23 protein-coding genes and 1 pseudogene are annotated in these 21,544 nt (G+C 63.4%); 9 read left to right on the top strand and 15 right to left on the bottom strand.

The features are described 5' to 3' along the window. Positions 1-10: 10 nt before the first annotated feature. On the bottom strand, positions 11-880 hold the full coding sequence (locus LB552_RS09660; RefSeq protein WP_224604469.1) for an AraC family transcriptional regulator: 870 nt from the start codon (positions 878-880) through the stop codon (positions 11-13). Positions 881-1,047: 167 nt separating this feature from the next. On the opposite strand from LB552_RS09660, the gene LB552_RS09655 reads away from it, so the two are divergent. Then, positions 1,048-2,277 (top strand): MFS transporter, encoded by a 1,230-nt coding sequence (locus tag LB552_RS09655; RefSeq protein ID WP_181174692.1) that lies wholly within the window; start codon positions 1,048-1,050, stop codon positions 2,275-2,277. Positions 2,278-2,429: 152 nt separating this feature from the next. On the opposite strand, the gene LB552_RS09650 is transcribed toward LB552_RS09655, so the two are convergent. Beyond that, on the bottom strand, positions 2,430-3,716 hold the full coding sequence (locus LB552_RS09650) for a glycosyltransferase (protein WP_224604467.1): 1,287 nt from the start codon (positions 3,714-3,716) through the stop codon (positions 2,430-2,432). Between the two features lie 267 nt (positions 3,717-3,983). Next, positions 3,984-4,841 carry an alpha/beta fold hydrolase gene (locus tag LB552_RS09645; RefSeq protein WP_224604465.1) on the bottom strand — a complete coding sequence of 286 codons (858 nt, stop codon included), beginning with the start codon at positions 4,839-4,841 and terminating at the stop codon, positions 3,984-3,986. A 144-nt stretch (positions 4,842-4,985) separates the two neighbouring features. On the opposite strand from LB552_RS09645, the gene LB552_RS09640 reads away from it, so the two are divergent. Further along, a complete protein-coding gene (locus tag LB552_RS09640) occupies positions 4,986-5,435 on the top strand; it encodes a MarR family winged helix-turn-helix transcriptional regulator (RefSeq protein WP_095766524.1) in 450 nt (149 codons plus the stop codon). A gap of 39 nt (positions 5,436-5,474) precedes the next feature. Here LB552_RS09640 and LB552_RS09635 read toward each other — a convergent pair whose 3' ends face one another. The 6 genes from LB552_RS09635 to LB552_RS09610 form a co-directional block, all read right to left on the bottom strand. Then, positions 5,475-6,236 (bottom strand): ABC transporter ATP-binding protein, encoded by a 762-nt coding sequence (locus LB552_RS09635; protein WP_224604462.1) that lies wholly within the window; start codon positions 6,234-6,236, stop codon positions 5,475-5,477. A gap of 17 nt (positions 6,237-6,253) precedes the next feature. Then, positions 6,254-7,249, bottom strand: coding sequence for an ABC transporter substrate-binding protein (locus LB552_RS09630; protein ID WP_224604453.1), 996 nt, complete (start codon positions 7,247-7,249; stop codon positions 6,254-6,256). A 47-nt stretch (positions 7,250-7,296) separates the two neighbouring features. Next, entirely contained in the window at positions 7,297-8,145 is an 849-nt protein-coding gene (locus LB552_RS09625; protein WP_224604448.1) for an ABC transporter permease, read from the bottom strand. Positions 8,146-8,169: 24 nt separating this feature from the next. After that, a complete protein-coding gene (locus tag LB552_RS09620; RefSeq protein ID WP_224604445.1) occupies positions 8,170-9,534 on the bottom strand; it encodes an LLM class flavin-dependent oxidoreductase in 1,365 nt (454 codons plus the stop codon). Between the two features lie 36 nt (positions 9,535-9,570). Next, positions 9,571-10,128, bottom strand: coding sequence for an FMN reductase (gene msuE / locus LB552_RS09615; RefSeq protein WP_224604443.1), 558 nt, complete (start codon positions 10,126-10,128; stop codon positions 9,571-9,573). A 140-nt stretch (positions 10,129-10,268) separates the two neighbouring features. Continuing rightward, positions 10,269-10,913 carry a glutathione S-transferase family protein gene (locus LB552_RS09610; protein ID WP_224604432.1) on the bottom strand — a complete coding sequence of 215 codons (645 nt, stop codon included), beginning with the start codon at positions 10,911-10,913 and terminating at the stop codon, positions 10,269-10,271. Between the two features lie 347 nt (positions 10,914-11,260). Here LB552_RS09610 and LB552_RS09605 point away from each other — a divergent pair, with 347 nt between their 5' ends. The 6 genes from LB552_RS09605 (at position 11,261) to LB552_RS09580 (ending at position 16,084) form a co-directional block, all read left to right on the top strand. Beyond that, positions 11,261-11,902 carry a 50S ribosomal protein L25/general stress protein Ctc gene (locus LB552_RS09605; RefSeq protein WP_095766518.1) on the top strand — a complete coding sequence of 214 codons (642 nt, stop codon included), beginning with the start codon at positions 11,261-11,263 and terminating at the stop codon, positions 11,900-11,902. Between the two features lie 111 nt (positions 11,903-12,013). Beyond that, the gene (pth, locus tag LB552_RS09600) at positions 12,014-12,736 is read left to right on the top strand and encodes an aminoacyl-tRNA hydrolase (RefSeq protein ID WP_095766517.1); all 723 of its coding nucleotides are present in this window, start codon (positions 12,014-12,016) and stop codon (positions 12,734-12,736) included. A 198-nt stretch (positions 12,737-12,934) separates the two neighbouring features. Continuing rightward, positions 12,935-14,038: a redox-regulated ATPase YchF gene (gene ychF / locus LB552_RS09595; protein WP_224604429.1), complete on the top strand. Its 1,104-nt coding sequence runs from the start codon at positions 12,935-12,937 to the stop codon at positions 14,036-14,038. Positions 14,039-14,057: 19 nt separating this feature from the next. Further along, entirely contained in the window at positions 14,058-15,032 is a 975-nt protein-coding gene (corA, locus tag LB552_RS09590) for a magnesium/cobalt transporter CorA (protein ID WP_140838680.1), read from the top strand. 114 nt (positions 15,033-15,146) lie between these two features. Further along, positions 15,147-15,617 carry a MaoC family dehydratase gene (locus LB552_RS09585; RefSeq protein ID WP_224531110.1) on the top strand — a complete coding sequence of 157 codons (471 nt, stop codon included), beginning with the start codon at positions 15,147-15,149 and terminating at the stop codon, positions 15,615-15,617. Next, positions 15,614-16,084 carry a MaoC family dehydratase gene (locus LB552_RS09580; protein ID WP_224604415.1) on the top strand — a complete coding sequence of 157 codons (471 nt, stop codon included), beginning with the start codon at positions 15,614-15,616 and terminating at the stop codon, positions 16,082-16,084. Before LB552_RS09585 ends, LB552_RS09580 begins: the two co-directional genes overlap by 4 nt. 157 nt (positions 16,085-16,241) lie before the next feature. Here LB552_RS09580 and LB552_RS09575 read toward each other — a convergent pair whose 3' ends face one another. The 5 genes from LB552_RS09575 to petA all read right to left on the bottom strand — a co-directional run bounded on the left by LB552_RS09575 (position 16,242) and on the right by petA (position 20,573). Then, positions 16,242-16,787 carry an adenine phosphoribosyltransferase gene (locus tag LB552_RS09575; protein WP_140838687.1) on the bottom strand — a complete coding sequence of 182 codons (546 nt, stop codon included), beginning with the start codon at positions 16,785-16,787 and terminating at the stop codon, positions 16,242-16,244. Between the two features lie 194 nt (positions 16,788-16,981). Beyond that, on the bottom strand, positions 16,982-17,677 hold the full coding sequence (locus LB552_RS09570) for an acid phosphatase (RefSeq protein ID WP_224604414.1): 696 nt from the start codon (positions 17,675-17,677) through the stop codon (positions 16,982-16,984). A 138-nt stretch (positions 17,678-17,815) separates the two neighbouring features. Beyond that, complete coding sequence (locus LB552_RS09565; protein ID WP_224524619.1) at positions 17,816-18,673, bottom strand: cytochrome c1; 858 nt, start codon at positions 18,671-18,673, stop codon at positions 17,816-17,818. 21 nt (positions 18,674-18,694) lie between these two features. Then, complete coding sequence (locus tag LB552_RS09560; protein ID WP_224524616.1) at positions 18,695-19,996, bottom strand: cytochrome b; 1,302 nt, start codon at positions 19,994-19,996, stop codon at positions 18,695-18,697. A gap of 16 nt (positions 19,997-20,012) precedes the next feature. Beyond that, positions 20,013-20,573, bottom strand: coding sequence for a ubiquinol-cytochrome c reductase iron-sulfur subunit (gene petA / locus LB552_RS09555; RefSeq protein WP_095766509.1), 561 nt, complete (start codon positions 20,571-20,573; stop codon positions 20,013-20,015). Positions 20,574-20,883: 310 nt separating this feature from the next. Here petA and LB552_RS09550 point away from each other — a divergent pair. Then, a pseudogene (locus LB552_RS09550) lies at positions 20,884-21,223 on the top strand (cupin domain-containing protein). 4 nt (positions 21,224-21,227) lie between these two features. On the opposite strand, the gene LB552_RS09545 reads toward LB552_RS09550, so the two are convergent. Beyond that, the gene (locus tag LB552_RS09545; protein WP_140838699.1) at positions 21,228-21,539 is read right to left on the bottom strand and encodes a DUF6665 family protein; all 312 of its coding nucleotides are present in this window, start codon (positions 21,537-21,539) and stop codon (positions 21,228-21,230) included. Positions 21,540-21,544: the final 5 nt, after the last annotated feature.

Raw genomic sequence — 21,544 nt, 5'->3', positions numbered from 1 at the left:
TGGCGCTGTTTCACGCGGCGATCGGACCGCCTGTACGGCGCTGGTTCTCACCGGCATCGCGCGAGCCACGCATATAGCCGCGCGGCGAAGCGCCGAGCATGCGCTTGAACATGGTGATGAAGGCCGGCACGCTGTCATAGCCGAGATCGAGCGCCACCCTGGTGATCGGCTCGCCGTCGGCGAGCCTTGGCAACGCCGCGAAAAGGCAGGCCTGCTGGCGCCAGGTCGACAGCGACAGCCCGGTCTGGCGATGGAAGGCGCGGGTGAAAGAGCGCCGGCTCATGCCCGCGGCATCCGCCCATTCGTCGATCGTCGCATGCGGCGAAGGGGCCGCCACGAAACGCCGGCAAAGCGCCGCGAGCTTCGGATCGGACGGGAAAGGCAAGCCGAGCGGTCGTTCCGGCAGGTTCGGGATCTCGTGCAGCAGCAGTCCCATGACAAGTGCTGCCCGCCCTTCGAGCTCGCCGCCCTGCGGCAGCTTCTCCGATTCGACGATCAGGCTGTGCATCAGCTCGGTAATGCCGACGACGCGCAAGCTGTCCGGCAGGCCGGCAATGGCGCCCGGCATCACATAGACCGAGCGCATCGAGACGTCGCCCAACATCTCGACGGAATGCTCGATGCCGGCTGGTATCCACATCGCATGGTCGGGCGGCACCATCCAGCGCCCGTGCCTGGTCGTCACCAGGACCACGCCGACCAGCGCGTGCAGCAGCTGGCTGCGGCTGTGGCGGTGCTGCGGCACGTGATAGCCGTCCGGATATTCGGTCGGCAGCGCGACCGCCGGCCCGACAGCCTGTTCCAGCCATTGCCAGCGGCTTTCATGCAGCCGGCCGAGCTCGGCGGCGTCGCCCTTGAATATCTCCTTGCCATGCGGCATCGATGTGGCCCACTTGCGAAACTATTGGACCAAACCACGAAAGAAGTCGCTTAGCAACGGGCCTATAAGGCCGGCTGCGGTTCGGCCCGCCCAGAGCATGATCCCGAAAAGTGGGAACCGGTTTTCGGAAAAGACCATGCTCCAACAAGAGACTACGGAGCATTGCCTTGACTGATACGACCGCCACCTCCGTCGCCGCACCGGCGCCGGCAAGCAACATCTCGGCGCAGGCGACGGCCTTCACCGTCATTCTTGCGGTGAGCTTCTGCCACTGCGTCAACGACATCATGCAGTCGCTGCTTTCGGCGATCTATCCGCTGCTCAAGGACAATTACGGTCTCGATTTCTGGCAGATCGGCCTTTTGACCTTCACCTTCCAGGTGACGGCCTCGCTGCTGCAGCCGGTGATCGGCATGATCACCGACAAGAAGCCGATGCCCTACTCCTTGCCTTGGGGCATGGCCTCGTCGCTGGTCGGCCTGGTGGTGCTCGCCCATGCCGGTCATTACTGGCTGCTCCTGATCGGCGCCTCGCTGATCGGCATCGGCTCGGCGATCTTCCATCCGGAATCCTCGCGTATCGCCCGCTTCGCCTCGGGCGGCCGGTTCGGCCTGGCGCAATCGCTGTTCCAGGTGGGCGGCAATTTCGGCCAGGCCATGGGCCCGCTGCTCGCCGCCTTCATCGTCGTGCCGTTCGGCCAGACCAGCATTTCCTGGTTCGCCGTCGGCTCGCTGATCGGCATCGTCGTTCTGTGGCGGGTCGGCGGCTGGTACAGTCGGCTGCGCGCCTCGCTGGCCACCCGCAAGCAGGCTGCCCATGTCTCGCCCTTCGCGCGCAAGAAGGTCATGTGGGCGTTGGCCGTGCTGACGCTGCTGGTGCTGACCAAGAACGCATATATCGCCTCGCTCTCCAGCTACTACACCTTCTACGCCATGCATAAATTCGGCGTTTCGGTGCAGATGAGCCAGGTGATGCTGTTCCTCTTCCTCGGCGCCTCGGCGCTGGGCATCCTGCTCGGCGGCCCCTTCGGCGACCGCTACGGCCAGAAGGCGATGATCTGGTTCTCGATCGTCGGTGTGCTACCCTTCACGCTGGCGCTGCCCTACGCCAATCTGGAATGGACGATGGTGCTTACCGTGCTGATCGGCCTGATCCTGTCGTCGGCCTTCTCCAACATCGTCGTCTTCGCGCAGGAGCTGGTTCCGGGCCGCGTCGGCATGATCGCCGGCATCTTCTTCGGCTTCGCCTTCGGCATGGGCGGCATCGCCGCCGCGGTGCTCGGCGTCGTCGCCGACATGAAGGGCATCGACTTCGTCTACCAGATCTGCTCGTACCTGCCCTTCCTCGGCCTGCTGACTGTTTTCCTGCCCAACATGAAGGAAGCGCGGAAAGCCTGAGCCGATCGGATCAGCGGCCAAGCTGCCGTTCAACAAAAGATCGCCGCCGGGTTCGGAGCCTTGAAGGTTTCGGAGCCGGCGGCGGCGTCCCATGGCGCGACGCTTGCTTTATCCAACAAGCAGCTTCTTCCCTCGCCGCCCTCGCGACGAGATCAGCTCCTTCCCCTCAAACCCAGGCGTTGCAAAAGGCCGTGAAGAAAGCGACCCCGGCCATCGGCTGGCTTCGCCGCCGGCTGGCGTTGCCGCCTCGGCAGCGCTGCAAACAGCTCGGGAAGCTTTCGGAGCGTCGAACTCCAAAGCAGCGTGTCGAGCTGCGCGATGTCCGCCGAATTCAGCTCTTCAGGCTCGCTTCTGAGCGCCTGGGCAAGCACATCCCGGAAGTCTTCCGGCCTGTCCGCCAGCCGGACATTCGGCCAATGCTGGAATTGCTCGTAGCCGCGCAACGCGAAGGATGTCGCCACGACCGGCTTGCGGTTGTACAGCGCTTCCGCGGTCTTGATATTCGTGCCGCCGCCCTCGACGATCGGAAGCATCACGACGTCCGCAAGCTCGATCAGCGCGCTGAGGTTCGCGCCGTCCTGCATGCCGAGCAGCTCGATCCGGGCATTGTCGGCGCCACGATGCCGCAGGAATCCGGGATCGTTGCGGATCTGGTCGGCAACGCCGCCAACCACCACAATCCGTTCCGAGGCTGAGAGAAAACCAAGGTCCGGATCCGTCATCTGCAGAAAACCGCGGGCGTTGGGCGGATGGCCCGACCCGACGAACAGCGCCGTGCGCAGGCCGGCGAACCGCGATGCCCAACGATCGAGGCCGACGGGCGTTTCCCGCGGCCATACGCCGTTGCCGGCGACCACCACGCTTGGATTGAGCTTGCGAAAATGGGCTGCATCCTGCTCGCTGACCGCGACCACCAGGTCCGCCTTTGCGGCAAGATCGGACTCGATGTCCGCCGCACGTCGAGCGCTCCAGAGGTCCGTTCCCGCGCCGGCAATCGCGGCCTCTTGCGCCAGCAAGTGCTGTTCGACATTGTGCGAGCTGTAGACGATTGAAAAATTCGCCTCGGGCGGGCACGTCTCAACATACTCACGCAAAGCCGGCCAAAGCCAGCCTTGCTCCACGGCAATGACATCCGGCCTGAAGTCGTCGAGAAATCTTGCGATTTCAAGGCGATGGGAGCTGCTGCGCGCGATGAATTCGGCGGTGGCGACATCGGAACGCCATTTGCGCCTGGCCATCTGCTTGCGAAACCGGCGCGGCATCTCGATGAAAAGATCGCCGGCCTCCATTTCCCGCCTGGCGCCGCGGTTGGGAGTAACGAGGACATGGCGTGTTTCCCATCCACAATCCCGCAGGACCTTGTGGATGGCGTTCGCCCGCAGCTGGCCGCCCTGGACCGGCTGCCGGATCGGATACGTTCCCAGCGAAACATATCTCATCGGATCAGCATGATGCTGCAATCGCCGGCATCAAGCAGCGATCCTACGACGGCACTCATTTTTTTGCCCCCTTCTTCAGAGGCGACAGTACCATTTTTCGGTGCCGAGTCTGGAGATGATATCGGCGGCCGGGCGCTGACTTCTCGCCGATATCGAAAGGACGGCATAGGGACAATATCGAGCGTCCCCGCCCAACCGCGAAACGATGATCCGTCGTCTTACAGCACCCGCCCGAGGGCGGGTGCTTTCGCGTTTTGGCGGCCAGCCTCAGGCCTTGAAGAAGGCCAGCAGGTCGGCGTTGATGACATCCGCATGGGTCGTTGCCATGCCGTGCGGAAAGCCCTTGTAAACCTTGAGCTCGCCCTTCTTGAGCAGCTTGATCGAGAGGAGCGCGGAGTCGGCGATCGGGACGATCTGGTCGTCGTCGCCATGCATGACCAGCACCGGCACGTCGATTTTCTTCAGGTCCTCGGTGAAGTCTGTTTCTGAGAAGGCCTTGATGCAGTCGTAATGCGCCTTGGCGCCGCCCATCATGCCCTGGCGCCACCAATTGTCGATGACACCTTCGGAAGCCTGGGCGCCGGGACGGTTGAAGCCGTAGAACGGGCCGGCCGGCACGTCGTGGAAGAACTGTGCCCGGTTGGCCGCCAGCGCCGCGCGGAAACCGTCGAACACCTCGATCGGCAGGCCGCCGGGATTGGCCGGCGTCTTCAACATGATCGGCGGCACCGCGCCGATCAGCACGGCCTTCGCGACGCGGCCTCCGCCGCCATATTGCGCGACATAGCGAGCGACCTCGCCGCCGCCTGTCGAATGACCGACGTGGATGGCATCCTTGAGGTCGAGATGTTCCGCGAGCGCCGCCACATCGGCGGCATAGGTGTCCATCTCGTTGCCGGTATCGGTCTGGCTGGACCTGCCATGGCCGCGCCGGTCATGGGCGATGACGCGGTAGCCCTGTGCCAGGAAGAACAGCATCTGGGCGTCCCAGTCGTCGCTGCTCAGCGGCCAGCCATGGTGGAAGACGACCGGCTGGCCAGTCCCCCAGTCCTTGTAGAAGATCTGCGTTCCGTCCTTCGTGGTGATCGTGCCGCTGCCCGAACCCGACTTGGTCTGCGAGGTCATCTCAATCTCCTTGTATTAGCGCGATAAACAATATCGCGATAATTATTTCGTAATGGAGATCGGGAGCCTTGTCCACGAAAAAATGTATCGCGATACCATTTCCCGTGGTACATAAAGGATGCTCAGTCGGCAAAGGAATGCGCCGTGCCTCTCCCGTTGGACAATCAGCTCTGCTTCACCCTCTACGCCACCAGCATGGCGATCAACCGCACCTACAAGCCAATGCTGGACGAGATGGGGATCACCTATCCGCAATATCTCGTGCTCAATGCGCTGGGAGAGACGGACGGCATGTCGGTGGGCAGCATCGCGCATCGGCTGGCCCTCGAATCGAGCACCATCACGCCGCTGGTGAAACGCATGGAACAGGCAGGACTTGTCACCCGCCAGCGCAGCCAGACGGACGAGCGCCAGGTGCAGGTCGATCTCACCGCCGCCGGACGTGCTCTGCTCGTCCGGTGCAATTGCCTGAACGAGACCCTGATCGAGCGCTCAGGCATGAAGCTGGCTGAACTCGATGCTCTGAACCGGCAAATCCAGGCGCTGCGCAATGCTTTAAGCGGCGGCCAGGTGGTGGACACCGCCGAAGGCTAATTGAGATCAAGATCGAGCCGGCATCACCTGAATATCAACCTAGTGCAGGCCGAACTCGCTTAGCAGCTCCTCGCGATAGCGCACGAAGCGGCTTTCGCTGCGCTCGCGCGGCCGCGGTAGGTCGACATCGATCAGTCGCGCCGCGCCGCCTTTCTCCCTGGGCAGGATCAGCACCCTGTCGGCAAGATAGATCGCCTCTTCAAGGTCATGGGTCACCATGACCATGGTGACATTCTCGTCGCTCCAGATGCGCGCCAGCTCCTCCTGCATGGAGATCTTGGTCATGGCGTCGAGCGCCCCGAGCGGCTCGTCGAGCAGCAGGATTTCCGGCTGCACCGTCAGTGCCCTGGCGATGCCGACGCGCTGCGCCATGCCGCCGGAGAGCTGCCTGGGATATGCATCGCTGAATTCGGCAAGGCCGACCAGGGCGACATAGAAACGCGCCCGCTTCTCGGCCTCCGCCTTGGCAATGCCGCGCACTTCGAGACCGAAGGCGACATTGCCGAGCACAGTCAGCCAGGGCAGCAGCCGCGGCTCCTGGAAAATTACCGCTCGCTCTTCGCCGACGCCCTCAATCCGCTTGCCGTCGATCGCGACGGCGCCGCCATCGGCCCGCTCCAGCCCGGCAAGGATGCGCAGCAGCGTCGTCTTGCCGGAACCGCTTGCGCCGACAATGACCAGGCATTCGCCGGAGCGGATATCGAGATTGAGCGAGCGCAGCACGGCAAGCTGCCGCCCGGCGAGAGCGAAGGATTTCGACAGGTCGCGGATCGTGACATCGCCGCCGCGTGCCGTGGGCATGGTTTGCGTCTCCGTGCTCAATTGGTCTTGGTTTCGCCGAGACGGTAGAGAATGTCGGAAGCCTTGAGCTTGCCTTTCGGCAGCCGGCCGTCGCGCTCGAGGATATTCACCCAGAACTCGACGTCGCGGTCGGTCACCGCCGCCTTTTCGCGCAGGCCGAAGCCGGTCCAGTAGCGCGCCAGCTCGCCATTCTCGCCACGCCTGTTGAGGATGTCGGCGAGCAGCTTGCGCGTCTCGTCCGGATTTTGCCGCGACCAGTCCGACGCGCGCGCCGACTGTTCGACGAAGTTGTGGGCTGCCTCCGGATTCGCCGTGATGAAATCACGACGCAGGACGACGAAGCCACCGGCGATTTCGCCGAGCACGTCGGTATCGTTGAAGACGCCGCGCACACCGCCATTGCTGACCAGTTGGCCCGCAAACGTCGCTTGCCAATAACCCAGCCCGGCAATATCGACCTGACGCGAGCGCAAGGTCTGTTCGAGCTGCGGCCCGGGCACCACCACCAGCTTGGCCGCGTCCGGCGGCAGGCCAACGCTGTGCAGCGCCTCGCGCACCGTATAATCGAGATGGGCGCCGAGCGTGTTGACCGAGATCGTCTTGCCGGCAATGTCGGCGATCGATTTGATCGGACTGTCTTCCAGCACGTAGAAGACACTCTTCACATCCTTGTTGATGCCGTTGCTGGGATAAGCCGCGACGAAGTCGTTGCCGCCGGCGATAGAGTTGATCACCGCCGGCGTGGCTGCCGAGCCCAGGTCGACGCTGCCGGACGCGAGCGCGAACAGCGATTCCGGGCCGCCCGCGGCATAGCCGACATTTTCGAGCTCGATGCCGAGGCCCTTGAAATAGCCGAGCGCGTCGGCCAGCTCATGCGGGGAGATGCTGCCGCGGCTGGCGAGATAGCGGATCTTGACGGATGCGGCTTGCGCCATGGCGATCGACGGCAGGCCGGCGAGAATGCCGACAGCAAGCGGAGCGCGCAGGAGAAGCGAACGGCGGGTGATGCTCATGATCAAGCCTTTCGTTGTTTTGGGAGTGACGGTGAAGGTTTGGGTGCTTAGCCGGCTGAAACATTCCAACGACACAGCCGCCGCTGCAGGACGACCAGCACCTGGTTGGCGATCAGGCCGAGTGCCGCCAGGATGACGATCGCCGCGAACATCAGCGGAATCTGGAAATTGTACTGGGCATTCATCACCTGGAAGCCGATGCCCTTGTTGGCACCGATCATCTCCGAAGCGATCAAGAGCAGCAGCGCGGTCGTGGCGCCGAGCCGCAGGCCGACGAAGATCGACGGCACCGCGCCCGGCAGCACGACGCGACGGAAAATCGTCAGCCGCCGGGCACCATAGGCGCGCGCCATTTCGAGCAGCTTCGGGTCGACCTCCTTGACGCCGCTGATGGTGTTGAGCAGTAGCGGAAACAGCGTCGCCCAGAAGATGACGAACACCTTCGAAGCTTCACCCAGTCCCAAAAGCAGGATGAACACCGGGTAGAGCGCCAGCGCCGAGGTCTGACGGAACAGCTGCAGGATCGGGTCGAGCGCGGTCTCCACGGCACGCGCCTGGCCCATGACCAGGCCAAGCGGAATGGCAACGACGACGGCCGCCGCGAATGCAAGGCCGGCACGCTGCAGGCTGATGGCTATGTCGCCGAGCAGGCTGCCGCCAATGAGACCGTTCCAGAGCGCCGCGACGATCGTGTCGACCGGCGGCAGCACGGCCGAATTGACCCAGCCGCTGCTCGCTGCCACCTGCCAGAACACGAGAAAGCCGAGCAGCACGCCATAACGCGACAGGATTCGCGCCGAAGTCCGCGTCAGGAGGTGCAGCGGCTCCATGCCGGTGCCGCTGCCACCCTCATGACGGCCGATACCGACCGTCTTTTCGATATGCTGCAAAGTCATCGTCTTGCCCTCTCGCTTCAGGAATCATTCGGCGGCGAGCACGGTCGAGCGCGCGGCCGCCCACGGATTCTGCGGTCGCCTCAGGCCAAGATTTTCGCGCAGCGTCCTGCCCTCGTAAGCGGTGCGGAACAGGCCGCGACGCTGCAGCTCCGGGATTACCAGGTCTACGAAGTCGTCGAGCGCGCCGGGCAGCCAGGGCGGCAGGATGTTGAAGCCGTCGGCGGCCTCGCCTGTGAACCATTCCTCCAGCTGATCGGCGACCTGGGCGGCACTGCCGATCACCGTGTAATGGCCGCGCGCGGTCGCCACCCACTGATAGAGCTGGCGGATCGTGAAATTATGCTCGTCCGCGATCTGGCGGATCAGCACCTGGCGGCTCTTCATGCCTTCGGTCTCCCTGCTCGGCGGCAGCGGGCCGTCGAGCGGATAGTCCCTGAGGTCGAGCGTCTGGCCGGCAAGTCCGTTGAGCAGCGCCACGCCGTCCTCCGGCAGGATCAGGTCGTTCAGCTGCTGGTATTTGGCACGGGCCTCTTCCTCGGTGCGGCCGACGAAGGGCGCCACGCCCGGCATGATAAGCACCTGCGCCGGATCGCGCCCGGCCGCCGCGACGCGCGCCTTGATGTCGCGATAGAACTCCTGCGCCGAGGCAAGGTTCTGATGCGCGGTGAATATCACCTCGGCCGATGCCGCCGCAAGCCCGCGACCGTCCTCCGACTGTCCCGCCTGCACGACCACCGGATGACCCTGCACCGGACGCGGCACGTTGAGCGGCCCCTTGACGCTGAAATGCGCGCCCTTGTGGTTCACGTCATGCAGCTTGTCCTTATCGTAGAAACGGCCCGTCTTCTTGTCGCGGATGAAGGCGTCGTCTTCCCAGCTGTCCCACAGCGCCTTGACCGTTTCGACATGCTCATGCGCCCGCGCATAGCGCTCGGCATGATTGGGCTGGACGTCACGATTGAAGTTGCGCGCCGTGTCGTCGCCGGCCGACGTCACCACGTTCCAGCCGGCGCGCCCGTTCGACAACAGATCGAGCGAGGCGAATTTGCGCGCGAGCGTGTAGGGTTCCTCATAGGTGGTCGAGGCGGTGGCGATGAAGCCGATATGCGTGGTCAGCGGCGCCAGTGCTGCAAACAGCGTCACCGGCTCGAAACCGGCGATCTTGGCGTTGCCGCCTTCACGGGCGCCGAGACCGATGGTGAGATTGTCAGCCAGGAAATAGGCGTCGAACAGGCCCCGCTCGGCGGTCAGCGCGAGTTGCTTGTGGAACTCGAAATTGGTGGCGCCATCGGCCGGCGCGTCCGGATGGCGCCAAGCCGCGACGTGCTGGCCGCCGCCGGGCAGAAAGGCGCCGAGCTTGATCTGTCTGGATGTGCTGGAGCTGGTCATGGCTGATCCTTCGGGTTCCAAAACGACTGCCTGAATTCAGGCGGCGAGGCCGACGCTGCGAGTTTCGCCAACGATGCGCAAAACCTCGGCAACGGCCTGGCGGGCGCGGGCTTGGGTGGCTTCCGACACCAGCACGCCGTCGGCGAAATCCTTGTCGGAAGCGTAGATCGCGGTCGGCATGGTGAGCGCTTCGAAGAAGCCGAACAGCGGCCGCAGCTGATGCTCGACGATCAGCGAATGGCGCTCGCCGCCGCCCGTGGCAACGAGAACGATCGGCTTGCCGCGCAGCGACGACGGATCGAGCAGATCGAACAAGTGCTTGAAAAGCCCGGTATAGCTGCCTTTGAAGGTCGGCGACCCCACCACCAGAACATCGGCGCCGGCCAATTGCTCAACGATATTGCGCGCCGTTTGATCGAGATCGGAAATGCGCCGTGCCGACGGGAACGATAGACCGAGATCTTCAATGTCATGGACCGCCGAGGCCGCCCCGATGCGGCCAGCCGCTTCGTCCGCGATCTGCGTGATAAATGCCTTGGTCTTTGACGGACGGGTCAGATTGCCGGAAAATCCAACCACCAGCTTCTTTGTCATGTTCGGGCTCTCCTCGCGGGCACTTCTTCATTAAGACTACAGATTTTATAGAATTAAATGAGCGAGAAGATTTCAAAACGCGCCGCGCAAACGGATTGAGTTTGCGCGGGAGAAGCGTTGATTGGTTCAGCCCATGCGGGTCAGGCCTCGATCTTGACCGGAGCCAGTGGAGGCGCCTGAAGTCCCTGGAACGGGTCGCGCCAGGCATCGATCGCCTCGAGCCGGCCATACCAGCGGCGGATAGACGGGTAGTCGTCGAGCGGCAATCGGGCGGCATCGTTGAAAGGCAGGAACGTCGCCATGCGGAAGTCGGCATAGGAGACGGAATTGCCGACCAGCCAATCGCGTCCGGCAAGCTCAGGCTCGAGGATCGCGGCGGCGGCGTGGAACTGCCTCAATCCCTCCTCGACCATCGCTTGATCGATCGGACCGAGCCCATAGCGCTGCTTGGTCCCACGCTCGAAATGCACCATGTCGCAAGCGAAAGCGAACCGTTCCTTGCCCCAGCTGATCCAGCGGATCATGTCCGGCTCGTCCTCCCCGCTGCGCCAGAAATCCGAATGCGTCTCGCGCGAAAGTCGGCAGGCGATGGCGTCGGCCTCCCAAAGACTCCATCCCGGCCCGACCAGGATCGGCAAGGTCAGATTGGGGTTCAGCGCGCGATAGCGTTCGGCCTGCCCCGGCGCCATGGGCGATGCGAACTCGAACGCGATCTCCGCCTTGAGATGGCGCGCCGTCGCGACCGCGAGGCGAGGATTGGGATTGCGGCTGAACAGAAGCTTCATATCGGTCCCCTTTGGGTCTGGTCAGATGCCGCAGGACGGCTGAGAACTGCGCGTTCCTACATTTGCCGCAAATCGGATTTCCGGCTTATCCTTTCGGCACCGGAAACCGCCGGCAAGCCTTCCGGCCCAACCGCTTGCACCCTTGCCCGCCTTCCGCTATAGAGCCGCCACCCGCGTAGACACCCTTGGAGGCAACGCGGAGGAAGGCCGGCCAGGCCTGCATGATCCCCTAGACGCTTTTGGATCGCCAAACGCATCGACAGATCGTGCAAGGCCGCGACGGCTTTCGACGTTTACGGACGGGTTTGCCGGCCGCGAACGCTCCACAACACGCGAAAGGAAATGCCATGAGCCACGATGCTTATGAGCTGAAAGCCGAAGCGCGCGAACAGGTCGGTAAGGGGTCCGCCCGTGCAGTTCGTCGCGACGGTAAAGTGCCTGCAGTTATCTATGGCGACAAGCAGCCTCCCCTGGCGATTGCGCTCAACTACAAGGACATCTTCTACAAGATCCATGGCGGCGGGTTTCTGACCACGATCGCCACGATCGATGTCGACGGCAAGAAGATCCAGGTCCTGCCGAAGGATTTCCAGCTCGACCCGGTCAAGGATTTTCCTGTCCATGTCGACTTCCTGCGCATCGGCAAGGACACCGAAGTCAATGTCGACGTGCCTGTCCACTTCATCAATGAAGACAAGTCGCCAGGCATCAAGCGCGGCGGCGTGCTCAACATCGTTCGTCACGAAGTCGAGTTCCACTGCCCGGCCAACGCGATCCCGGAGTTCATCACCGTCGATCTCACCGGCACCGACATCGGCGATTCGATCCATATCTCGGCGGTCAAGCTGCCGGCCGGCGTCAAGCCGGTCATCTCCGATCGCGATTTCACCATCGCGACCGTTGCCGGCTCGTCGGCGATGAAGCCGGAGACGGAAGCGACCACGGAAGCTGTGGAAGAGACGGCGGCCCCGGAGGCCGAAGAGAAGTAATTCTCCGAGCCGGATGATTTCATCCGGCTCTAAATCAAAGAAATAGAGCATGATGTTTTCCGAAAACCGCTTCCCACTTTTCGGCATCGTGCTCTAAGTCTGGAGGCGGCGATGCTTGTCTTTGCAGGCCTCGGCAATCCGGGCGCGAAATACGAAAACAACCGGCACAATGTCGGCTTCATGGCGGCGGACGCGATTGCCCGCCGCCATTCCTTTTCGCCCTGGTCGAGAAAATTCCAGGGCCTGGTCTCAGAAGGCACGCTCGGCGGCGAAAAAATCCTGCTGATCAAGCCGCAGACCTTCATGAACCTCTCCGGACAGTCGGTCGGCGAAGCGCTGCGCTTCTACAAGCTCGAGCCATCCGCCCTCACCGTCTTCTACGACGAGATCGACCTTGCCGCCGGCAAGCTCCGGGTCAAGGTGGGCGGCGGCTCCGGCGGCCATAACGGCATCCGCTCGCTCGACCAGCATGTCGGCAACGCCTATCGCCGGGTGCGCATCGGCGTCGGCCATCCCGGCGTCAAGGAGATGGTGCACGGCCATGTGCTTGGCGATTTCGCCAAGGCCGACCGCGAGTGGCTCGATGTCCTGCTGGACGCAATCGCCGACGCTGCCGGCTTGCTCGCCAAGGGCGACGACAGCTCGTTCATGAACCGGGTCACGCTCGCCTTGCGCGACAAGCTTGTGCCGACCGGCGACGACGACCGCCCGCCGCCCAAGGCGCCGAAGCAGCAAAGCCATGTCCGCCAGGCGCGCCCGCAGCAGCCAGCGGCAAAGCTCCCAGAAAGCGGCCCGATGGCTGCCATGCTGAAGAAGCTCTTTGGCAAGGACTAAAGCATGTCTCCCGAAAGTGGGAACCGGTTTCGGGGTAAAGACATGCGCAAAATCAAAAGCCTAAAGCGCAGGGAGCGAATCTAAAAGATCGCGACGCGCTTTAGGCCCTGTCACGATAGAGGCATGGGACTTGACGTTCGTCACCCCTATCGCCCATAGCCCTCACCAAAATCGAATTTCCGACAGGATTGGACGAACATGGGTTTCAAATGTGGCATCGTTGGCTTGCCCAACGTCGGCAAGTCGACGCTGTTCAACGCGCTGACCAGGACGGCCGCCGCGCAGGCCGCCAACTATCCTTTCTGCACCATCGAGCCGAACACCGGTGAGGTGGCGGTGCCCGACCCACGCCTGCAGAAGATCGCGGCGATCGGCAAGTCGAAGGAGATCATCCCGACCCGCATCTCCTTCGTCGATATCGCCGGCCTGGTGCGCGGCGCCTCCAAGGGCGAAGGGCTGGGCAACCAGTTCCTCGCCAACATTCGCGAGGTCGACGCCATCGTGCACGTGCTGCGCTGCTTCGAGGATGACGACATCACCCATGTCGAAGGCCGTATCGACCCTGTCGCCGACGCCGAGACGGTCGAGACCGAGCTGATGCTCGCCGACCTCGAAAGCCTCGAGCGCCGCATCGCCCAGATCCGCAAGCGCGCCGCCGGCAAGGACAAGGAAGCCATGGCCGTCCTGCCCATGATGGAGGCCGCGCTCGAGCTTCTGCAAGCCGGCAAGCCGACGCGCTTCCTGCTCAACGGCATCGCCGCGGAGGACCTGCGCATCCTGCAGGGGCTGAACCTGCTCACCTCGCATCCCGTTCTCTATGTCTGCAACGTCGCCGAAGCGGCCGCCGCCACCGGCAACGAGCACACCAGGGCGGTGGAGAAGATGGCGGCCGCGCAGGGCGCCGGCACGGTGGTGATCTCGGCGGCGATCGAGGCTGAAGTCGCCCAGCTTTCAGACGAGGAGGAAATGGAGTTCCTTGCCTCGATCGGCCTCGATGAGCCGGGCCTCAACAAGGTGATCCGCGCCGGCTACGAGCTCCTGCATCTGATCACCTATTTCACCGTCGGGCCGAAGGAAACGCGCGCCTGGACGATCCACAAGGGCGATAAGGCGCCGCAGGCGGCCGGCGTCATCCACACCGACTTCGAGCGCGGCTTCATCCGCGCCCAGACGATCTCCTACAACGACTTCGTCACGCTGGGCGGCGAGGCGGCCGCCAAGGAAGCCGGCAAGGCGCGCGACGAAGGCAAGGAATACGTCGTCCAGGACGGCGACATCATGCTGTTCAAGTTCAACACCTGATCTCCAGGGAGACCCGGCGATGATAAAGACCTTCGTCGTGGACAATGATCGCCTGCGCCTCACGGAGGACCTTGCGGCGGACGGCGACAGGATCGTCTGGGCCGATCTTTTCAACCCAACCAAGGAGGAAGAGGCGCGCATCGAGAGCTGGCTGGGCATTGCCATCCCGACCCGCGAGGAAATGGAAGAGATCGAGATTTCGAGCCGGCTCTATATCGAGGACGGCGGCTACTTCATGACCGCCGTGCTGCCGGCGCAGACCGAGGCCGACGATCCCTTGATGTCGCCCGTAACCTTCGCGCTCGCCGGCAAGAGGCTGATCACCATCCGCTATCATGAGCCCAAGGCCTTCAAGACCTTCCCGCAGCGCGCCGAAAAGGTGGCGACCGGCTGCACCAGCGGCGACACCATCCTGATCGGCCTCCTCGAGGCGATCGTCGATCGCCTGGCCGACATCCTCGAGCGCGCCGGCCGCGAGGTGGAAACGATCTCGCGCGACATTTTCGAAGCGCGCTCGACCAAGGCCTCGAAGCGCAACCGCGATTTCCAGGAGCTCCTCAAAGGCATCGGCCGCAAGGAGGACATCGCTTCCTCGGTCCGCGACAGCCTGATCTCGTTGCAGCGCCTGGCCGGCTTTCTCGCCCACGTCGCTGACCAGACCAAGATGAGCAAGGATGTGCGCGCCCGCATCAAGACGCTGTCGCGCGACGTGCTCTCGCTCGCCGACCATGCCACCTTCCTGTCGCAGAAGATCTCCTTCCTGCTCGACGCCACGCTCGGCATGATCTCGATCGAGCAGAATGCCATCATCAAGATCTTCTCGGTCGCCGCCGTCATCTTCCTGCCGCCGACGCTGGTCGCCTCGATCTACGGCATGAACTTCGACATCATCCCCGAGCTCAAATGGGAGTTCGGCTACCCCTTCGCCATCGCCCTGATGGTGGTCTCGGCGATCCTGCCCTTCTGGTATTTCCGCCGCCGCGGCTGGCTCTGACGGACTTGGCCGGCGACGGCTGGCTTACCAGAAATCACTTGACCAAATCGACTTGGGCCGGCATCCGGGTTTTCCGATCCTTGCGGATCGCGTTCGTCAACCGGATTGCCGATCATGACCGGAAAGACCTGGGCCTATGAGGATTTCGCCGAGGGCGCCTCGCTCGACCTCGGCAGCAAGGACGTAAGCGCCGCCGAGATCATCGAATTCGCCTCGGAGTTCGATCCGCAGCCGATGCATCTCGACGAGGAAGCCGGCAAGGCGAGCATCCTCGGCGGGCTTTCGGCTTCGGGGTGGCATACCTGTGCGATGTTCATGCGCATGCTGTGCGACGCCTTCCTGCTCGATTCGACCTCGCAGGGCTCGCCCGGCATCGAGCATGTGAAATGGAAGAAGCCGGTGCTGGCCGGCGACAGGCTTACCGGCACGCTCACCATACTTTCCAAGCGCCAGTCGAAATCGAGGCCGCAGCTCGGCTTGGTCACCATGCGCAGCGAGCTCGTAAATCAGCGCGGCGAAAGCGTCTTCGAACTCGAAAACACCGGCATGTTCCTGGCGCGTGATGCCGCAAGGGACCCGTCATGACCCTCGACGAGTATTTCCTGATCGGCGAGACCGTCACGCTCGGCTCGCATAAATTCGAAGCCGACGAGATCAAGGTGTTCGCCAACAAATACGATCCGCAGGTCTTCCACGTCGATGAAGAGGCGGCGAAGGAGAGCGTGCTTGGCGGGCTCTGCGCCTCGGGCTGGCACACTGCCGCCACCTGGATGAAATACAATCTCGAAAAGCGCATGGAGACCGAGGGCGTGCGCTGGACAGGCCCCGGTCCGCAGCCCGAGTTCGGCCCCTCGCCCGGCTTCCGCAATTTGAAATGGCTGAAGCCGGTCTATGCCGGCGAGACCGTGACTTTCACGCGCACCGCGCAGGCGCACCGCCCGCTCGCCGGGCGCCCAGGCTGGAACCTGCTGACGCTGCGTTCGGAAGGCTTCGATTCGACCGGCGACAAGGTGATTGAGTTCGACAGCGCCGTTCTGGTGAAGGTGGGATAGCGCCTCTCCTTCTCCCCTTGTGGGAGAAGGTGGATCGGCGCGCAGCGCCGAGACGGATGAGGGGTGTTCCAGCGAAGTGCGACGTTGGCGTTCCCTGGAACACCCCTCATCCGTCGCCTTCGGCGACACCTTCTCCCCCAAGGGGAGAAGGGGAAGATCAATGCCCCTCGAACCCGATCAACGTCCTCACCGGCACGTCTAGCGCTTCCAGCTTCTGGCGGCCGCCGAGGTCGGGCAAGTCGATGACGAAGCATGCCGCGACGATGTCGGCGCCGATTTGCCTCAGCAGCTTCACCGCGGCTTCCGCCGTGCCGCCGGTGGCGATCAGGTCGTCGACCACGATCACCTTCTCGCCCGGCGAGACGCCGTCCTTGTGCATCTCCATCTCGTCCAGGCCGTATTCGAGGCTGTAGGCGACGCGCACCGTCTCGTAGGGCAGCTTGCCTTTCTTGCGGATCGGCACGAAGCCTGCCGAAAGCTGGTGCGCCACAGCGCCGCCGAGGATGAAGCCGCGCGCCTCGATGCCGGCGATCTTGTCGATCTTCAATCCGGCATAGGGATGGACCAGCTCGTCGATGGCGCGGCGGAAGGCGCGCGCGTCGCCAAGCAGCGTGGTGATGTCGCGAAACAGGATGCCGGGCTTGGGATAATCCGGAATGGTGCGGATGGCCGCAAGCAGCGTGTCTTCGAGGGAGGATTTCATCGAGGCTTTCCGCGTGTCCGGCTGTCGGATTTGGCGGCGTCGGCCTTTGCTGCCCGACGCGACCGACAAGGGCTACCGCGATGTCGCGCCAGAGACAAGCACATCCGGCAAAGGATCGGCACCGATCGGCCTCGACCATAATGAAAAAGGGCGCCCGCGAAGGCGCCCTTCGAAAAGCAGGCGCTACCGAGCGGCTACATGCCGAGATCCGAGCGCAGCTCGGAGCGCGCCACTTCGTACTCGGCCTTGAAATCTGGACGGTTGAGCAGGACCGCGGCGATCACGCTGCCGGAGATCTTGCCCATCTCGATGTCGGACGGATAATGGATGCCACCGACCACGCGGTTGTGGGCGAATTCGGCCGCGCGCGCCATGATCTCGGCGCGCTTTTCGGGGACCATGTCGGCAAGGACGATGCCCATCATGGTGCCGACCGTCGCATGGCCAGATGGCCAGGAACCGGAGCTCGACAGCTTCACGACCGGCTTGACCAGATCGCTGAGCTGATGCGGCCGCGGCCGCTTCCAGACATCCTTGGCGGGATCGACGACGGCGCCTTCGGTCGCCACGACGCGATCGAAGAAGGCACTGAACTTCGGCAGCTTCTCCTTGTTGAAATTCGGGCCCATGACGTCGGCGAAGCGCCAGATATTCTCCTCGGCGTCGGCGATGGCGCGCTTTTCCATTTCCGGCGTGCGCGTCACCTGCAGCGTCAGCACCTCGCCGAGCTCGGCTTTGGTTTCCGCCGAGTCATTGGCCGGTGGCGGCGGCAGGATCATCGTCAGGTCGATGTCCTTGCTGGTGACGAAAGGCTGGGCCTCATCGGCATGGGCGACATATCCGGTGACAAGCAGCAGGAAACCCGCCGCGAGCGATGCATATCTTTTCATGGGTGCGATCCTTTGGTGAGTGCGAGGCAGGATCGCCACGAGCGATGACGATCATGTGACACGCCCCGGTTTGCGCGCGCCGAAATACAAAAGGGCGCCTTGTGGCGCCCTTTCAAAATTCTTGCGATCGACGCCGCCTCAGTGCGCCACGTCGGCCCACACCCTGCGCTTGGTCATGTAGACCAATGCGCCGAAGACCAGCAGAAATATCATGACGCGGAAGCCGGTTTTCTTGCGATCCTCGAGATGCGGCTCGGCCGCGAACATCAGGAAGGCCGAGACGTCGCGCGCATACTGGTCGACGGTCTGCGGCGAGCCGTCGTCATAGGTCACCTGGCCGTCCGAGAGCGGCTTGGGCATCTTCAACGACACGCCGGACAGGAAGTACGGGTTGTAGTGCGTGCCTTCCGGGATCACCATGCCGGCCGGCGGCGTCTGGTCGTAGCCGGTGAGCAGCGAGTGGATGTAGTCCGGGCCGCCCTGCGCATACTGGGTGAAGATGTCGAAGATGAAGCGCGGGAAGCCGCGCTCGACGCCGCGTGCCTTGGCAAGCAGCGACATGTCGGGCGGCGCGGCGCCGCCATTGGCGGATGCCGCGGCCTGCTCGTTCGGGAACGGCGCCGGGAAGTGATCCGACGGCTTGCCGGGACGATCGAACATGTCGCCGGCATCGTTCGGGCCGTCATGGATGGTGTATTCGGCGGCCAAAGTCTTGATCTGCGCCTCCGAATAGCCGAGGCCTTCCAGCGTGCGGAAAGCCACCAGGTTCATCGAGTGGCAGGCCGAGCAAACTTCCTTGTAGACCTTCAGGCCGCGCTGCAGCTGCGCCTTGTCATAGGTGCCGAACGGACCGGCGAAGCTCCAGCTCATTTCCTTCGGTTCGTTGATCGGGAAATGCGTCGGAGCGGCCGCGTTGTGTTCCTCTTCGGCGGCGATGGCAGCGGTGCCCGCGACCACCAGGCCAAGCAGCGCCAGCGAGGTGAGAATCTTCTTCATACCCAAAATCCCCTCAGATTCTCAGCCCGTGGTTTCCGGCGCGGCGGCAGCGCGTGCCGGATGTCCGCTGCCGCCCTTTTTCTTTTCAAGCACGGCCTCGGTGATCGAATTCGGCAGCCTGCGCGGCGTCTCGATCAGGCCGAGCACCGGCATGACGACCAGGAAGAAGGCGAAGTAGAACAGCGTCGCCATCTGCGCCATGAACACATAGCTGCCTTCCGCCGGCTGCGAGCCCAGCCAGCCGAGCAGGATGGCGTCGGCTACGAACAGCCAGAAGAACAGCTTGTACCATGGACGATAGACCGCCGAGCGCACCTTGGAAGTGTCGAGCCACGGCACCAGGAACAGCATGGCGATGGCGCCGAACATGCACAGCACGCCGCCGAGCTTGGAATTGATCGGGCCGATGTTGAAGGTGATGGCGCGCAGGATCGCGTAGAACGGCAGGAAGTACCATTCCGGAACGATGTGGGCCGGCGTCTTCAGCGGATTGGCGACCGTGTAGTTGTCCGGATGGCCAAGAAAGTTCGGCAGGTAGAAGACGAAATAGGCGAAGACGAACAGGAACACGATCATGCCGAACGCGTCCTTGATGGTGGCGTAGGGCGTGAAGGCGACGGTATCGGTCTTCGACTTGACCTCGATGCCGGTCGGGTTCGACTGGCCCACGACATGCAGTGCCCAGATGTGCAGCACGACCACGCCGGCGATCATGAACGGCAACAGGTAATGCAGCGCAAAGAAGCGGTTCAGCGTCGGATTGTCGACGGCGAAGCCGCCGAGCAGCAGTTCCTGGATCCAGTTCCCCACCAGCGGAATGGCGCTGAAGAAGCCGGTGATGACGGTAGCGCCCCAGAAGCTCATCTGGCCCCAAGGCAGCACGTAGCCCATGAAGCCGGTGGCCATCATCAGGAGGTAGATGATGCAGCCGAGGATCCACAAGAGCTCGCGCGGCGCCTTGTAGGAGCCGTAGAACAGGCCGCGGAAGATATGGATGTAGACGGCGACGAAGAAGAATGAGGCGCCGTTAGAATGGAGATAGCGCAAGAGCCATCCCGAATTCACGTCGCGCATGATCTTCTCGACCGAATCGAAGGCGAGATTGGTGTCGGAGGTGTAGTGCATCGCCAGCACGATGCCGGTCAGGATCTGCGCGGCCAGCATGATCGACAGGATGCCGCCGAACGTCCACATGTAGTTGAGGTTGCGCGGCACCGGATAGGCGACGAAGCTGTCATGGACCAGCCGCGGCAGCGGCATGCGGGCGTCGAACCAGCGCTCGATACCGGTCTTGGGCGTATAGGTCGAGTGTCCCTCGCTCATCGAAATGTCCCCTGCCTCAACCGATAAGAATCTTGGTATCGGAAATGAACTTGAATACCGGGATCGCCATGTTCTCCGGCGCCGGGCCTTTGCGGATGCGGCCGGCGGTGTCGTATTGCGAACCGTGGCACGGGCAGAACCAGCCGCCGAAATCGCCTTCCTGACCGAGCGGGATGCAGCCGAGATGCGTGCAGACCTGCACCATCACCATCCAGGCTTCCTTGCCAGGCGTGGTGCGGTTGGCGTCGGTCGCCGGCGCGTCGGACGGCAGGTTGGCGTTGCGTGCGATCGGATCCTTGAGATCGGCGAGATTGACGGCCGCGCCGTCCTTCATTTCCTTTTCGGTGCGGTTGCGCACCACCACCGGCTTGCCGCGCCACTTGACGACCAGCGAGCTGCCGGGCTGCAGTGAAGAAACATCGACCTCGACCGAAGCCAGCGCCAGGGTCGAGGCATCGGGGCGCATCTGGTCGATGAACGGCCACGCGACGGCTCCGGCGCCGACAACGGCGGCCATGCCGGTGGCTACGTAGAGAAAATCGCGACGGTTGGGATCGTGGATGTCGGTTGCGCTCACGGGTGCCTGATCCTTTCGCCTCTTCCTAACCGGAGGCCGAGCCTTGTCCCCGCTCAATCGCACCTGCCCGACAGCGCATGGCGAACAGGCTAGCGAATTCCTCCGGCATTTGGAGTTCGGTTTATGCGTGCGGCCCGTTTTTGTCCAGCGGGGTGAGACCACAAGGGCAGATTGTCGCGGGGATGCGCGGCGGCCCAGGCCGACGCGTCCCCGCCAGGCCGCCGGACAGGGTGAAACAGCGGGAAATCCGGGGGCAATCGAGCCGGTGTTCGCCTCGACATCGGCTCCTGGCCCGGTCTATTCTGGCGTCATGGCGCATGTCATTGAACGCGACAGCTGGGCCGACGCCCCCGACTGCTGGAAAGGCGAGCTGCAATGCGGCCAGTTCGGTGCCAATTCCTGCCTGATCTTCAACTATCAGCCGACTGTCGGCGGCGGCCCACGTCTGCACAAGCATCCCTACGCGGAAATCTTCGTCATCCGTTCCGGGCCTGTTCACGATCGGCGACCAGGAGATCAAGGCCACGGCCGGCCAGATCCTGATCGTGCCGCCCGACACGCCGCACAAATTCACCAATCTCGGGCCTGGCCCGCTCGAAAGCACCGACATACACGAGAACGGCCACTTCATCACCGAATGGCTGGAATAGCTGGTTAGCTGGCGCCGAGCCTGACCAGCACCGCGCGCGGGATGTCGTATTCGCGGATCACGGCGTCATGCTTGCGCAAACCGCAAAGCTCGCGCTGGATGAAATAGGCATGGACGGCCGCTGCCGCCTCCTTAAGCAGCCGGTTGCGATGCTCGCCCTCGCCGCTCTCGCGCAATCTGGCAAGGGTTTCCTCGACACGCCGGCCGGCGCGGCCGAGCGCTGCGGCCTTCTCGGCGAGGATTTCGTGGCCGAGCAGATCGAGCGCGCTTTCCTGCGCGCCTGACCGTCCGAAATTCATAGGCATGCGTACCGACATGATGC

Source organism: Mesorhizobium sp. CA7, assembly GCF_020165015.1.
GTDB lineage: Bacteria > Pseudomonadota > Alphaproteobacteria > Rhizobiales > Rhizobiaceae > Mesorhizobium.
Note: the sequence above shows the minus strand (reverse complement) of the source record. Positions and strands in the feature narration are given on the sequence as shown.